The sequence below is a fragment of the Variovorax paradoxus genome, assembly GCF_030815855.1.
GTDB lineage: Bacteria > Pseudomonadota > Gammaproteobacteria > Burkholderiales > Burkholderiaceae_C > Variovorax > Variovorax paradoxus_M.
In genome coordinates this window covers 4,156,402-4,170,181 of the sequence record NZ_JAUSXG010000001.1, presented here as the reverse complement: position 1 = coordinate 4,170,181, position 13,780 = coordinate 4,156,402, and the positions used below count along the sequence as shown (strand labels likewise).

The window sequence follows — 13,780 nt, the reverse complement described above, 5'->3', positions numbered from 1 at the left end:
TATGGCATCAAGTGATATTGATTTTGCAATGTCATTGCCGACCCGGAGACACACACCTTGAAAGATTCCCCGAAGCTCTCGATCCACCCCAGCCTGGAGGGCCGCGCGGTGTTCGTCACCGGTGGCGGCAGCGGCATTGGCGCGGCCATTGTTGCCGCGTTTGCCGCGCAGGGCGCGCGCGTGGCTTTCATCGACATTGCCGAGGGCGCCAGCGCGGCGCTCGCGCAACAGATCGTCGAAAACGGCCATGCAGCGCCGTGGTGGCGTGCCTGCGATGTGCGCGACATCGGCGCGATGCAGAAGGCCATGGCCGACGCGAGCGCCGAGCTGGGCGACTTCGCCGTGCTGGTCAACAACGTGGCGAGCGACGACCGCCACACGCTCGAGTCGGTCACGCCCGACTACTACGACAACCGCATGGCGATCAACGAGCGGCCGGCGCTGTTCGCGATCCAGTCGGTGGTGCCGGGCATGCGGCGGCTGGGCTTCGGCTCGGTCGTCAACCTGGGCTCGACGGGGTGGCAGACCAAGGGCTCGGGCTATCCGTGCTACGCCATCGCCAAGTCGTCGGTCAACGGCCTCACGCGCGGCCTCGCGGTGGATCTGGGCCGCGACCGCATCCGCATCAACACGGTGTCTCCTGGCTGGGTGATGACCGACCGCCAGGTGAAGCTGTGGCTCGACGAAGACGGCGAACAGGCGCTCAAGCGCAACCAGTGCCTGCCCGACAAGCTGATGCCCGAGGACATCGCGCGCATGGTGCTGTTCCTGGCCTCGGACGACGCGAAGATGTGCACCGCGCAGGAGTTCACGGTGGACGCCGGCTGGACCTGATGGATCAGTCCATCTCGAGCTTGCGTCCGTAGACGCTGAGGCTCGCGGTCTTCAGCGCCTTCATCATCACCTTGGCCGCCGGCGAGAGCAGCCGATCGGTGCGCGTGATGATGCCGAAGGCGTCCATGTGGCAGGGCATGTCGAGCGGCAGCAGCGACACGATGCCGTGCGCGGCGTAGTAGCGCGCCACGTCGGTCGCGAGCACGGCCACCATGTCGCTTTGCTGCAGCATGCGCGTGATGAAGAGCAGGGCCGAACTCTCGATGACGTTGGTCGGCGGCGAGAGGCCTTCTTCCTGGAACATCAGCTCGAATCGGTGGCGCAGCACGCTGCCCGAGGGCGGCACGATCCAGCCGGCGCCCACCACGTCGCGCAGCGTGAGGCCGCTCATGCCGAGCAGCGGATGGCCGGGGCGCACCAGCGCGCACACCGGCTCCTCGGCCAGCGCTTCGTAGCGCAACTGAGACTTGTCGTGCTCGGCGAACAGCCGCGCGACGAGGATGTCGAGCTTGCCCTGTTCGAGCCGATCGATCAGCACCGCGCTGGTCTCGATTTCGAGCGACACGCGCAGGTCGGGCTGCTCGCGCTTCACCATCGCCACCGCGGGCGGCATCAGCGTGAGGCCCGGCGCGGTGATGGCGCCGACGCCGACCTGGCCGAAGCGGCCCGCCTTCAGCGCGGTGAGTTCGTCGTGCGCCTGGTTCAGGCTGGCCAGCGCCACGCGCGCGTGCCGGATCATGGTTTCGCCGTACCAGGTAGGGCGCATGCCGCGCGGCAGGCGGTCGAACAGCGGCACCTCCAGCACGTCTTCGAGGTCTTTCAGCAGCTTGGAGGCTGCGGGCTGGGTCATGTTCAGCACTTGCGCCGCGCGGTGAATGTTGCCTTCCTCCGCGAGCGCCACCAGCAGAAGCAGTTGCCGCGTCTTGAGGCGGGCACGGATGAACCAGTGGTTGTAGTTGGTCATTGTTTTAAAACTTTGGGCTGTGCGGGTTTTCCAGAATCCGGCGATTGATATGCATTTTGTCGAAAAAATGATTGGATTGATATCAATTCTGTTCCTAGACTCGCGGCACTTCCAAAACCAGAGACAAGGTGTCGGGTGATCCACGGCGAGCTCCATCAGAACGTGCGGCAATACATCAACGGCCGCTGGGAAACCAGCGCGACCACCGGTGTGAGCGCCAATCCTTCGGACACCAGTGAAGTGGTGGCCGAATACGCACGTGCTGACCGCCGCCAGGTGGATTTCGCGATTCGCGCGGCAGCCGATGCCTTTCCGCACTGGAGCCACAGCACGCCGCAACGCCGGGCCGATGTGCTCGACCGCATCGGCACCGAACTGCTGGCGCGCAGGGACGAGCTCGGCTTGCTGCTGGCGCGCGAGGTCGGCAAGACCCTGCCGGAGGCGGTGGCCGAGGCCACGCGCGCCGGCCAGACCTTCAAGTTCTTCGCGGGCGAGGCGATGCGCGGCGGCGGCGAGAACATGGCCTCGCTGCGCGCGGGCGTGCAGGTCGACGTCACGCGCGAGCCGGTGGGCGTGGCGGGGCTCATCACGCCATGGAGCTCGCCGCTCGCGGTGCCGGCCACCAAGATTGCGCCCGCGCTCGCGCATGGCAACAGCGTGGTGTTCAAGCCGGCCGAACTGGTGCCGGCCTGCGGTTGGACGCTGGCCGAAATCATCAGCCGCGCCGCGTTGCCGGCGGGCGTTTTCAACCTGGTGATGGGCAGTGGCCGCGAGGCCGGCCAGGCGCTGGTCGACAGCCCGCTGGTCGATGCGGTGAGCTTCACTGGCTCGGCGCGCAACGGCGAACGCATTCTCCAGGCGGCCGCCGCGCGGCGTGCCAAGGTGCAGCTCGAAATGGGCGGCAAGAACGCGCTCGTCGTGCTGGCCGATGCCGACCTCGATCACGCGGTCGACTGCGCGGTGCAGGGCGCCTACTTCTCCAACGGCCAGCGCTGCACGGCGTCGAGCCGGCTCATCGTCGAAGCCGCCGTGCACGACATCTTCGTTTCACGGCTGCGCGAGCGCCTCAAGAAGTTGAAGATCGGCCATGCGCTGGAGCGCGGCGTGGACATCGGGCCGATGGTCGACGAAGAGCGGCTTGCGCGCAGCCTGGCCTGGGTCGACGTGGCCCGGGAAGAAGGCGCCGAGCATGTGTGGGGCGGCGAGCCGCTCAAGCGCGCCACCGCAGGCCACTACATGAGCCCGGCGCTCTTCCTGGCCAAGCCGGAGCACCGCATTGCGCGCGAGGAAATCTTCGGGCCGCTGGCCTGCGTGCTGCGTGTCGCCAACTACGACGAAGCGCTGGCGTTGTGCAACGACACGCCCTCGGGCCTCAGTGCGGGCATCTGCACCAACTCGCTCAAGCACGCCATGCATTTCAGACGCCATGCCGAGGTCGGCATGACGATGGTCAATCTGCCGACCGCGGGGGTGGACTTCCACGTACCCTTCGGCGGGCGCAAGGGGTCGGGCTACGGGCCGCGCGAACAAGGGCGCCACGCCGCGGAGTTCTACACGACGGTCAAGACCGGCTACATGCTGGCCTGACCACCACGGACGGTTTTCAACAAGCACTTAGAAAGAAGGAGACAGCCATGACACTCAATCGCCGCACACTCAATATCGCGCTCGCCGCGGCTTCGCTCGGAGGGCTTCTGCCCGCCACCGCACTGGCGCAGAAGAAAATCGTGCTGGGCTTCAGCCAGGTTGGCGCCGAGAGCGAATGGCGCACCGCCAACACCGAGTCGATCAAGGCTTCCGCCAAGGAAGCGGGCATCGAGCTCAAGTTCTCCGACGCACAGCAGAAGCAGGAAAACCAGATCAAGGCCATCCGCTCGTTCATCGCGCAGAAGGTCGATGTCATCGCCTTCTCGCCGGTCGTCGAATCGGGCTGGGAAACGGTGCTGCGCGAAGCCAAGGCCGCGAAGATTCCGGTGGTGCTGACCGACCGCTCGGTGAACACCAAGGACGACACGCTCTTCGTGACCTTCATGGGCTCCGACTTCGTCGAGGAAGGCCGCAAGGCGGGCCGCTGGCTGGTCGAGAAGATGAAGGACCAGAAGGGCGAAGTGAACATCGTCGAACTGCAGGGCACCGTGGGCTCCGCCCCGGCCATCGACCGCAAGAAGGGCTTCGAGGAAATCATCAAGGCCGACCCGAAGTTCAAGATCGTGCGCTCGCAAACCGGCGACTTCACGCGCGCCAAGGGCAAGGAAGTGATGGAAGCCTTCCTGAAGGCCGAGGGCAAGAAGATCAACGTGCTCTACGCGCACAACGACGACATGGCCATCGGCGCCATCCAGGCCATCGAGGAAGCGGGCATGAAGCCGGCCAAGGACATCACGATCATCTCGATCGATGCCGTCAAGGGCGCCTTCGAAGCCATGATCGCCGGCAAGCTCAACGTGTCGGTGGAATGCAGCCCGCTGCTCGGCCCCCAGCTGATGAGCGCCGTGAAGGACATCAAGGCCGGCAAGCCGCTGCCCAAGCGCATCGTGACCGAAGAGACGATCTTCCCGATGGAAGTCGCCGCCAAAGAGTTTCCCAATCGCAAGTACTGAGAGCAACCACCCATGAAACGCAATTTCCTCAAGGCCTCGCTCACAGGCATCGCGCTGGCCGTGGCCGGCATTGCGCCGCTCGCGCATGCGCAGGACAAGGGCCCGATCGCCATCTCCATGCCGACCAAGTCGTCGGCCCGCTGGATCGCGGACGGCGCCAACATGGTCAAGTACTTCAAGGAAAAGGGCTACAAGACCGACCTGCAGTACGCCGACGACGACATTCCGAACCAGCTCGCGCAAATCGAGAACATGGTCACCAAGGGTTCGAAGGTCCTGGTGATTGCGGCCATCGATGGCTCCACGCTGTCCGACGTGCTGCAGAAGGCGGCCGACAAGGGCGTGAAGGTCATCGCGTACGACCGGCTCATCAAGGGCTCGAAGAACGTCGACTACTACGCCACCTTCGACAACTTCCAGGTCGGCGTGCTGCAGGCGCAGTCGATCGAGAAGGCGCTCGACCTGAAGAGCGGCAAGGGCCCGTTCAACATCGAGCTGTTCGGCGGCTCGCCCGACGACAACAACGCGTTCTTCTTCTACAACGGCGCCATGTCGGTGCTCGACCCGTACATCAAGAGCGGCAAGCTGGTGGTGCGCAGCAAGCAGATGGGCATGGACAAGGTCGGCACGCTGCGCTGGGACGGCGCGGTGGCGCAGGCGCGCATGGACAACCTGCTGTCGGCGTACTACAGCAAGGACCGCGTCGATGCGGTGCTGTCGCCGTACGACGGCCTGTCGATCGGCATTCTGTCGTCGCTCAAGGGCGTGGGCTATGGCTCGGCTTCGCAGCCGATGCCGATCGTCTCGGGCCAGGACGCCGAGATTCCTTCGGTGAAGTCGATTCTCCGCAAGGAACAGACCTCGACCGTGTTCAAGGACACGCGTGAGCTGGCCAAGGTCACGGTGGCGATGGTCGACGCGATGCTGTCGGGCAAGACGCCTGAAGTGAACGACACCAAGACCTACAACAACGGCGTCAAGGTGGTGCCGTCGTACCTGCTCAAGCCCGTGAGCGTGGATGGCGCCAACTGGAAGCAGGTGCTGGTCGACAGCGGCTATTACAAGGAAAGCCAGGTCAAGTGAGCAACCACGGCATGGAAGCGGACTCGCGCAGCATCCTCGAGATGCGCGGCATCACCAAGACATTTCCCGGCGTGAAGGCGCTGAGCAATGTCAACCTCGCGGTGCGCGCGGGCGAGATCCATGCGGTGGTCGGCGAGAACGGCGCGGGCAAGTCGACGCTCATGAAGGTGCTGAGCGGCGTCTACCCGTGCGACTCGTACACCGGCGAAATTCACTTCGAAGGCGAGCTGCGCCGCTTCAAAGGCATTGCCGACAGCGAGAAGCTCGGCATCATCATCATTCACCAGGAGCTTGCGCTGGTGCCGCTGCTGTCCATTGCCGAGAACATCTTTCTCGGCAACGAGATCACGCGCGGCGGCGTGATCGACTGGTTCGCCGCCTATGCGAAGACGCGCGAGCTGCTCGCCAAGGTGGGCCTGAAAGAACCGCCCACCACCCTGGTGACCGACCTGGGCGTGGGCAAGCAGCAGCTGGTCGAAATTGCCAAGGCCTTGGCCAAGGAGGTCAAGCTGCTGATCCTGGACGAGCCCACGGCCAGCCTCAACGAGAACGACAGCGACGCGCTGCTGATGCTGCTGCTCGAGCTGAAGCGCCAGGGCATCGCGTCGATTCTTATCTCGCACAAGCTCAACGAAATTGCCAAGGTGGCCGACTCGATCACCGTGCTGCGCGACGGCGCCACCGTGGAAACGATGGATTGCCGCAACCAGCCGATCAGCGAGGACCGCATCATCCGCGGCATGGTGGGGCGCGACATGGCGCACCGCTATCCGCAGCGCCATCCGAAGATCGGGGACACCGTGTTCGAGGTGCGCGACTGGCGCGTGCACCACGCGCTGCATGCCGACCGCGAACAGATCAAGGGCGTGAACCTGCATGTGCGCCAAGGCGAAATCGTCGGTATCGCGGGCCTCATGGGCGCGGGCCGCACCGAACTCGCGATGAGCGTGTTCGGTAAGTCCTACGGCCAACGCATCAGCGGCACCGTGCTGATGCACGGCCAGCCCGTGGACGTAAGCACAGTGGGCAAGGCCATCGACCGGGGCATTGCCTACGTCACCGAAGACCGCAAGGGCCTGGGGCTGGTGCTGGAAGAAGACATCCGCAAGAACGTGAGCCTAGCGAACCTGGAGGCGGTTTCCAGTTCCATGGTGATCGACGACGCGCGCGAGTTCAAGGTGGCAAGCGACTACCGCAAGGCGCTCAACATCCGCTCTTCGGGGGTGGAGCAACTGGTGGTCAACCTGTCGGGCGGCAACCAGCAGAAGGTGGTGCTCAGCAAGTGGCTCTTTACCAAACCCGAACTCCTGATTCTGGACGAACCCACGCGCGGCATCGACGTGGGCGCCAAGTACGAGATTTACACCATCATCGACCAGCTCGCGAGCGAGGGCAAAGGCATTCTCATGATTTCTTCCGAACTGCCGGAACTGCTAGGCATGTGCGACCGCATCTATGTCATGAACGAGGGCCGTTTCGTGGCCGAATTTCCGGCCGCCGAGGCTTCGCAGGAACGCATCATGCATGCCATCGTGAGCGCGGGGAGTTCCGTCCATGTCGCAGCCTGAAGTCAACGCGGTGAACGCCGCGGTCCCCATTGCAGAGGCTGCCCCGAAGCTGCACGCCGGCTTCCTGAAGAACAACCTGCGCGAATACGGCATGCTGATCTCGCTGGTCGCGATCATGGTGCTGTTCCAGGTGCTGACCGACGGCACGCTGCTGCGGCCGCTGAACCTCACCAACCTGCTGCTGCAGAACAGCTACGTCGTCATCATGGCGCTGGGCATGCTGCTGGTGATCGTGGCGGGGCACATCGATCTGTCGGTGGGTTCGGTCTGCGGCTTCATCGGCGCGCTGGCGGCGGTGCTGATGGTCGAGTACGAATGGCATTTCGTGCCGACGGCCATCATCAGCATTGCGGCGGGCGCGGTCATCGGCGCCGCGCAGGGCTGGTTCGTCGCGTTCCGCAAGATCCCTTCGTTCATCGTCACGCTCGCGGGCATGCTGGTGTTCAAGGGGCTCACGCTGGCGCTGCTCGCGGGGCAATCAGTGGGGCCGTTTCCGGTCGAGTTCCAGCGGCTGAGTTCGGGCTTCATTCCCGATCCGCTGGGCGGCGACACCTTGCGCACCACCTCTCTGGTGGTCGGCGCGCTGGCCGCGGCGGCGCTGGTGTTCTTCAAGCTGCGCGGGCGCGCCAAGCTGGCGGCGCACGGCATGGAAACGGAGCCCTACGCATTCTTCCTCGTGAAGAACCTGTTCTTCGCGGCCATCATTCTCTTCTTCAGCTACCTGCTCTCGACCTACAAGGGCCTGCCCAATGTGCTGATCGTGATGGCGGTGCTGATCGTGGTGTACGACTTCGTCACGAACCGCACGACCATCGGCCGCCGCATCTATGCGCTGGGCGGCAACGAGAAGGCGGCCCGGCTGTCGGGCGTGAAGACGCAGCGGCTCGCGTTTCTTACTTTCGTCAACATGGGTGCGCTGGCGGCTCTCGCGGGCCTGGTGTTCGCGGCGCGGCTCAACACGGCCACGCCGAAGGCTGGCCTCGGCTTCGAGCTCGACGTGATTGCCGCCTGCTTCATCGGCGGGGCTTCGGCCTCGGGCGGCGTGGGCCGTGTGATGGGCGCGGTGATCGGCGCCTTCATCATGGGCGTGATGAACAATGGCATGTCGATTCTCGGCATCGGCATCGACTACCAGCAGGTGATCAAGGGCCTGGTGCTGCTGGCCGCGGTGTTCATCGACGTCTACAACAAGAACAAGTAAGCAGGGCGCATGACCGACGGCACCGTCACGCCCGTGCTCGAACTGCACGGCATCCACAAGCAGTTTGGCGGCATCCCCGTGCTGCGCGATGTTCAGCTGCGGCTGTACCCGGGCGAGATCCACGCGCTGATGGGCCAGAACGGCGCGGGCAAGTCCACACTCATCAAGGTACTGACGGGCGTGTTGCCGTCGAGCGGCGGCGAAATACGCCTCGACGGACAGGCCATTCATCCCGCATCGCCGCTCGAGGCGCAGAAGCTGGGCATCAGCACGGTCTACCAGGAGGTCAACCTGTGCCCGAACCTCTCGGTGGCCGAGAACGTGTTTGCGGGGCGCTATCCGCGTTGCGGTGCGGCGCAGGGCTTTCGCATCGACTGGGCGGCCGTCAACCGCCGCGCCGCCGAACTGCTGGCGCGCATCGGGCTCGACATCGACGTGACCCGGCTGCTGTCGAGCTACTCGGTCGCGGTGCAGCAGCTGGTGGCCATTGCGCGCGCGCTCGGCGTGTCGTCGAAGGTGCTGATCCTCGACGAGCCGACTTCGAGTCTGGACGACGACGAGGTCGAGAAGCTGTTCGAGGTGCTGCGGCGCCTGCGCGGCGAAGGACTTGCGATTGTCTTCGTGACGCACTTTCTCAACCAGATGTACGCGGTGTCCGACCGCATCACGGTGTTGCGCAACGGTAGCTGGATCGGCGAATGGCGTGCCGCGGACCTGGGGCCGCAGGCACTGATTGCCGCGATGCTCGGGCGCGAGCTGGCGGCGCAATCGGCGCGGCCTGCTGCATTGCCGGCATTCGACGAGGCCGCTCCGGCCTTGCTGCAGACCGAAGGGCTGGGCCAGGCCGGGCAACTGCAAGCGACGGATCTGCGCGTGCGCGCCGGAGAAGTCGTGGGCATTGCGGGCCTGCTCGGCGCGGGCCGCACCGAACTCGCGCGGCTGCTGTTCGGGCTGGAGTCGCCCGACCGCGGCGTGCTCAAGGTCGACGGGCGCGCCGTCACATTTGCGAACCCGGCCGATGCGGTGCGCGAAGGGCTGGCGCTGTGCCCGGAGGAACGCAAGACCGACGGGATCGTGGCGGAGCTGTCGGTGCGCGAGAACATTGCGCTCGCATTGCAGGCGCGCCTGGGCACGAAGCGGTTTCTCTCGCATGCCGAACAGACCGAAATGGCGGAGCGCTTCGTGAAGTCACTCGGCATCAAGACTGCGAGCGTGGAAACGCCCATCGGTTTGCTCTCCGGCGGCAACCAGCAGAAGGCCATGATCGCGCGCTGGCTCGCGACCGAGCCGCGGCTGCTGATTCTCGACGAGCCCACGCGCGGCATCGACGTGGCGGCCAAGCAGGAAATCATGGAAGAGATCCTGCGGCTCGCGAAGGCAGGCATGGCGGTGATCTTCATCTCCTCCGAAATCAGCGAGGTGGTGCGCGTGGCGCACCGCATCGTGGTGCTGCGCGATCGCAAGAAGGTGGGCGAGCTGCCGGGCGGTTCGACCGAAGACGAGGTTTACGAAATGATTGCAGCGGCATGACGCGCGCCCTTTTGTCTTTCTCCCTCCCCTCCCGGGGGAGGGCAGGGGTGGGGGCCGGCGGCCTTCGCCGCCGCGCAGCGTCCGAGGCCGCGTGCCCCCATCCCAACCTTCCCCCGGAAGGGGAAGGAGCAAGGCAGAAGACATGAAACGCCTCTCGTCCCTCATGCGCCACCGCCTCGCGTGGCCCATCGTCACGCTGTTGCTCCTGCTCGCAGTCAACACGGCATTCAATGCCAGCTTCCTGCATCTCGAATGGCGCGACGGCCATCTCTACGGCAGCCTGATCGACATCGTGAACCGCGCGGCGCCGCTGGTGCTGGTGTCGCTCGGCATGACATTGGTCATTGCCACGCGCGGCATCGACATCTCGGTGGGCGCGGTGGTGGCCATTGCCGCGGCGGTGGCGGCCTGGATGATCGGCGGCTCGGTGTCGAGCGACGTGAGCCGCTTTCCGATGTGGCTGGCGATTCTGGCGGCCCTTGGCATCGCATTGCTGTGCGGCTTCTGGAACGGCCTTCTGGTCGCCAAGGTGGGCATGCAGCCGATCATCGCCACGCTGATCCTCATGGTGGCGGGCCGCGGCATTGCGCAGCTCATCGCCGACGGGCAGATCATCACGATCTACTACAAGCCCTTCTTCTTCCTGGGCAGCGGCTATCTGCTGGGGCTGCCGTTCTCGCTTTTCATCGTAGCGGCGGTGTTCGTGCTGCTCTACCTGGCCATCACGCGCACGGCGCTGGGCCTTTTCATTCAAGCGGTGGGCATCAACCCGACGGCCGCGCGCGTGGCGGGCGTGCAGGCGCGGCGGCTCGTCGTCGGGGCCTATGCGTTCTGCGGCGTCTGCGCGGGCATCGCGGGCCTCTTGATCAGCTCCAACGTCAAGAGCGCCGACGGCAACAACGCGGGCCAGCTGCTGGAGCTCGACGCGATCCTGGCCGTGACCCTGGGCGGCACGGCGCTGACCGGCGGACGCTTCAGCCTCATGGGCAGCGTGATCGGTGCGCTGATCATCCAGACGCTGACCTATGCCATCTATTCGCTCGGCGTGCCGCCGGAAATCAACCTCGTCGTGAAGGCCGTGGTCGTGTTCGCAGTCATGTTGTTGCAGTCGCCGGAGTTCAGGGCGGAGGTTCGCGCGCTGGTGCAGCGGCCGGTGCATGAAGGGGGACGGGCATGAGCGCGGTGATCGAAGCGGCTGCGCCCTCATCCCAACCCTCTCCCGCGGTCGGGAAAGGGGGCAAGACGGGGCTCAACCCGAAGTACCTGCCGTTGACGGCCACCATCTCGCTGTTCGTGCTGATGGCCACTCTGGGCTCGGTGTTCTACGACGGCTTCTTCTCCGCGCAGGTGTTTCTCAACCTGCTGATCGACAACGCCTTCCTGATCGTCGTGGCCGTGGGCATGACCTTCGTGATTCTTTCGGGCGGCATCGATCTTTCAGTGGGCTCGGTGATTGCGCTCACCACGATGGTGTCGGCTGCGCTGGTCGAGAAGCACGGCTGGAGCCCCGCGGTGGTGATTCCGCTGGTGCTGGCCATGGGCACGGCGTTCGGCGCATTCATGGGGCTGCTCATCGAGCGGTTCAGGTTGCAGCCTTTCATCGTCACGCTGGCCGGTATGTTCCTGGCGCGTGGGCTGTGCTACCTGATCAGCATCGATTCGATCAGCATCACCAACGCGTTCTATTCCGAGGTTTCGCAGATCCGCATTCCCATCTGGGGCGAGGCTTCGCTCTCGATCAGCGCGGTGATTGCCATTGCCGTGCTGCTGGCCGCGGTGTTTATCGCGCACTGCACGCCGTTCGGCCGCGCGGTGTACGCCATCGGCGGCAGCGAGCACTCGGCCATGCTGATGGGCCTGCCGGTGCGCTCCACGCTCGTCGGCGTCTACACGCTGTCGGGCTTCTGCTCGGCGCTGGCGGGCGTGATCTTCACCTTCTACATGCTCTCGGGCTACGGTCTTCATGCGCTTGGGCTGGAGCTCGATGCGATTGCGGCGGTGGTGATCGGCGGCACGCTGCTCACGGGCGGCGTGGGCTACGTGGCGGGCACGCTGTTCGGCGTGCTGATGCTCGGAATCATCCAGACCCTGATTTCCTTCGACGGCACGCTGAGTTCGTGGTGGACACGCATCGTCGTCGGCGCACTGCTGTTCGTGTTCTGCCTGCTGCAGCGCTTCTTCACTTCGCGCACGCCCCGGCGCTGACGCCTTCTTTTTTCTTTCTCTCTCGCCTTCAGGAAACTTCCGCATGCCGGACCAAAACCCCAAGAAGAAGCTTCGCTCGACCGAGTGGTTCGGCTCGGCCGACAAGAACGGCTTCATGTACCGCAGCTGGATGAAGAACCAGGGCATCCCCGACCACGAGTTCGACGGCCGGCCGATCATCGGCATCTGCAACACCTGGTCGGAACTCACACCGTGCAACGCGCACTTCCGAAAAATCGCCGAGCATGTGAAGCGCGGCATTTCGGAGGCGGGCGGCTTCCCGGTCGAGTTCCCGGTGTTCTCGAACGGCGAATCGAACCTGCGGCCCACCGCCATGCTCACGCGCAACCTCGCGAGCATGGACGTGGAAGAAGCCATTCGCGGCAACCCGGTGGATGCGGTGGTGCTGCTCACCGGCTGCGACAAGACCACCCCCGCATTGCTGATGGGGGCCGCAAGCTGCGACATACCCGCCATCGTCGTCACGGGCGGGCCGATGCTCAACGGCAAGCTCGAGGGCAAGGACATCGGCTCGGGCACGGCCGTGTGGCAGCTGCACGAATCGCTCAAGGCGGGAGAGATCAACCTGCACCAGTTCCTTTCGGCCGAAGGCGGCATGTCGCGCTCGGCCGGCACCTGCAACACCATGGGCACGGCCTCGACCATGGCCTGCATGGCCGAAGCACTCGGCACCTCGCTGCCGCACAACGCGGCCATTCCGGCGGTCGATGCGCGGCGCTACGTGCTCGCGCAGATGTCCGGCATGCGCGCGGTCGAGATGGCGAAGGAAGGGCTCACGCTCTCGAAAATTCTCACGCGCGAAGCGTTCGAGAATGCCATTCGCGTGAACGCGGCCATCGGCGGATCGACCAACGCGGTCATCCACCTGAAGGCGATTGCAGGGCGCATCGGCGTCGAGCTCGAGCTCGAAGACTGGACGCGCATCGGCAGCGATACGCCGACCATCGTCGACCTGTTGCCCTCGGGCCGCTTCCTGATGGAAGAGTTCTATTACGCGGGCGGCCTGCCGGCCGTGCTGCGGCGCCTCGGCGAGAACGGCTTGCTGCCGCATCCCGGCGCGCTCACCGTCAACGGCCAATCGATCTGGGACAACGTGCGCGAGGCGCCGAGCCTCAACGACGAGGTGATCCGCCCGCTCGACAAGCCGCTGATTGCCGATGGCGGCATCCGCATCCTGCGCGGCAATCTGTCGCCGCGCGGCGCGGTGCTCAAGCCCTCGGCGGCATCGCCCGAACTGCTGAAGCACCGTGGCCGCGCCGTGGTGTTCGAGAACCTCGAGCATTACAAGGAACGCATCGTCGACGAGAGCCTCGAGATCGATGCCAGTTCGGTGATGGTGTTGAAGAACTGCGGCCCCAAGGGCTACCCCGGCATGGCCGAGGTCGGCAACATGGGGCTGCCGCCGAAGCTGCTGCGCCAGGGCGTGAAGGACATGGTGCGCATTTCGGATGCGCGCATGAGCGGCACGGCCTATGGCACGGTGGTGCTTCACGTGGCGCCCGAAGCCGCCGACGGCGGGCCGCTCGCGGCCGTGCGCGACGGCGACTGGATCGAGCTCGACTGCGATGCGGGGCGCTTGCACCTCGACATCAGCGACGAAGAACTGGCGGCCCGCCTGGCGTCGCTGACCAGCAGCGATGCACAGCCCATGAGCGCGCGCGGCGGCGGCTACCAGAAGCTCTACGTCAACCATGTGCTGCAGGCCGACGAAGGCTGCGACTTCGACTTTCTGGTGGGCTGCAGAGGCTCCGCCGTTCCCCGTCATTCACACTGA

11 protein-coding genes are annotated in these 13,780 nt (G+C 65.2%); 10 read left to right on the top strand and 1 reads right to left on the bottom strand.

Annotated elements, in window-relative coordinates; translation table 11 throughout:
* Positions 1-57 precede the first annotated feature (57 nt).
* Positions 58-834 (top strand): SDR family NAD(P)-dependent oxidoreductase, encoded by a 777-nt coding sequence (locus QFZ42_RS20010; protein ID WP_307702636.1) that lies wholly within the window; start codon positions 58-60, stop codon positions 832-834.
* A 4-nt stretch (positions 835-838) separates the two neighbouring features.
* On the opposite strand, the gene QFZ42_RS20005 is transcribed toward QFZ42_RS20010, so the two are convergent.
* Positions 839-1,798 (bottom strand): LysR family transcriptional regulator, encoded by a 960-nt coding sequence (locus QFZ42_RS20005; protein ID WP_307702635.1) that lies wholly within the window; start codon positions 1,796-1,798, stop codon positions 839-841.
* Between the two features lie 135 nt (positions 1,799-1,933).
* Here QFZ42_RS20005 and QFZ42_RS20000 point away from each other — a divergent pair, with 135 nt between their 5' ends.
* The 9 genes from QFZ42_RS20000 (at position 1,934) to QFZ42_RS19960 (ending at position 13,780) form a co-directional block, all read left to right on the top strand.
* Positions 1,934-3,385, top strand: a complete 1,452-nt coding sequence (locus tag QFZ42_RS20000; RefSeq protein WP_307702634.1) for an aldehyde dehydrogenase family protein — start codon at positions 1,934-1,936, stop codon at positions 3,383-3,385.
* Between the two features lie 47 nt (positions 3,386-3,432).
* Positions 3,433-4,398, top strand: coding sequence for an ABC transporter substrate-binding protein (locus QFZ42_RS19995; RefSeq protein WP_307702633.1), 966 nt, complete (start codon positions 3,433-3,435; stop codon positions 4,396-4,398).
* 12 nt (positions 4,399-4,410) lie between these two features.
* Positions 4,411-5,481, top strand: coding sequence for a multiple monosaccharide ABC transporter substrate-binding protein (gene chvE / locus QFZ42_RS19990; RefSeq protein ID WP_307702632.1), 1,071 nt, complete (start codon positions 4,411-4,413; stop codon positions 5,479-5,481).
* Positions 5,482-5,492: 11 nt separating this feature from the next.
* A complete protein-coding gene (mmsA, locus tag QFZ42_RS19985) occupies positions 5,493-7,049 on the top strand; it encodes a multiple monosaccharide ABC transporter ATP-binding protein (protein WP_307704273.1) in 1,557 nt (518 codons plus the stop codon).
* A complete protein-coding gene (mmsB, locus tag QFZ42_RS19980; RefSeq protein WP_307702631.1) occupies positions 7,036-8,250 on the top strand; it encodes a multiple monosaccharide ABC transporter permease in 1,215 nt (404 codons plus the stop codon). The genes mmsA and mmsB overlap by 14 nt, the downstream gene beginning before the upstream one ends.
* A gap of 9 nt (positions 8,251-8,259) precedes the next feature.
* Entirely contained in the window at positions 8,260-9,780 is a 1,521-nt protein-coding gene (locus QFZ42_RS19975; protein ID WP_307702630.1) for a sugar ABC transporter ATP-binding protein, read from the top strand.
* Between the two features lie 142 nt (positions 9,781-9,922).
* Entirely contained in the window at positions 9,923-10,957 is a 1,035-nt protein-coding gene (locus QFZ42_RS19970) for an ABC transporter permease (RefSeq protein WP_307702629.1), read from the top strand.
* The gene (yjfF, locus tag QFZ42_RS19965) at positions 10,954-11,985 is read left to right on the top strand and encodes a galactofuranose ABC transporter, permease protein YjfF (RefSeq protein WP_307702628.1); all 1,032 of its coding nucleotides are present in this window, start codon (positions 10,954-10,956) and stop codon (positions 11,983-11,985) included. Before QFZ42_RS19970 ends, yjfF begins: the two co-directional genes overlap by 4 nt.
* Before the next feature lie 43 nt (positions 11,986-12,028).
* A complete protein-coding gene (locus tag QFZ42_RS19960; protein ID WP_307702627.1) occupies positions 12,029-13,780 on the top strand; it encodes an IlvD/Edd family dehydratase in 1,752 nt (583 codons plus the stop codon).

What these genes read in the sequence shown, in the direction of transcription:
- QFZ42_RS19975 (WP_307702630.1), top strand. Translation starts at nt 8,260, where the DNA reads ATGACCGACGGCACCGTCACGCCCGTGCTCGAACTGCACGGCATCCAC.
- QFZ42_RS20005 (WP_307702635.1), bottom strand. Translation starts at nt 1,798, where the DNA reads ATGACCAACTACAACCACTGGTTCATCCGTGCCCGCCTCAAGACGCGG.
- chvE (WP_307702632.1), top strand. Translation starts at nt 4,411, where the DNA reads ATGAAACGCAATTTCCTCAAGGCCTCGCTCACAGGCATCGCGCTGGCC.
- mmsB (WP_307702631.1), top strand. Translation starts at nt 7,036, where the DNA reads ATGTCGCAGCCTGAAGTCAACGCGGTGAACGCCGCGGTCCCCATTGCA.
- QFZ42_RS19960 (WP_307702627.1), top strand. Translation starts at nt 12,029, where the DNA reads ATGCCGGACCAAAACCCCAAGAAGAAGCTTCGCTCGACCGAGTGGTTC.
- mmsA (WP_307704273.1), top strand. Translation starts at nt 5,493, where the DNA reads ATGGAAGCGGACTCGCGCAGCATCCTCGAGATGCGCGGCATCACCAAG.
- QFZ42_RS19970 (WP_307702629.1), top strand. Translation starts at nt 9,923, where the DNA reads ATGAAACGCCTCTCGTCCCTCATGCGCCACCGCCTCGCGTGGCCCATC.
- QFZ42_RS19995 (WP_307702633.1), top strand. Translation starts at nt 3,433, where the DNA reads ATGACACTCAATCGCCGCACACTCAATATCGCGCTCGCCGCGGCTTCG.
- yjfF (WP_307702628.1), top strand. Translation starts at nt 10,954, where the DNA reads ATGAGCGCGGTGATCGAAGCGGCTGCGCCCTCATCCCAACCCTCTCCC.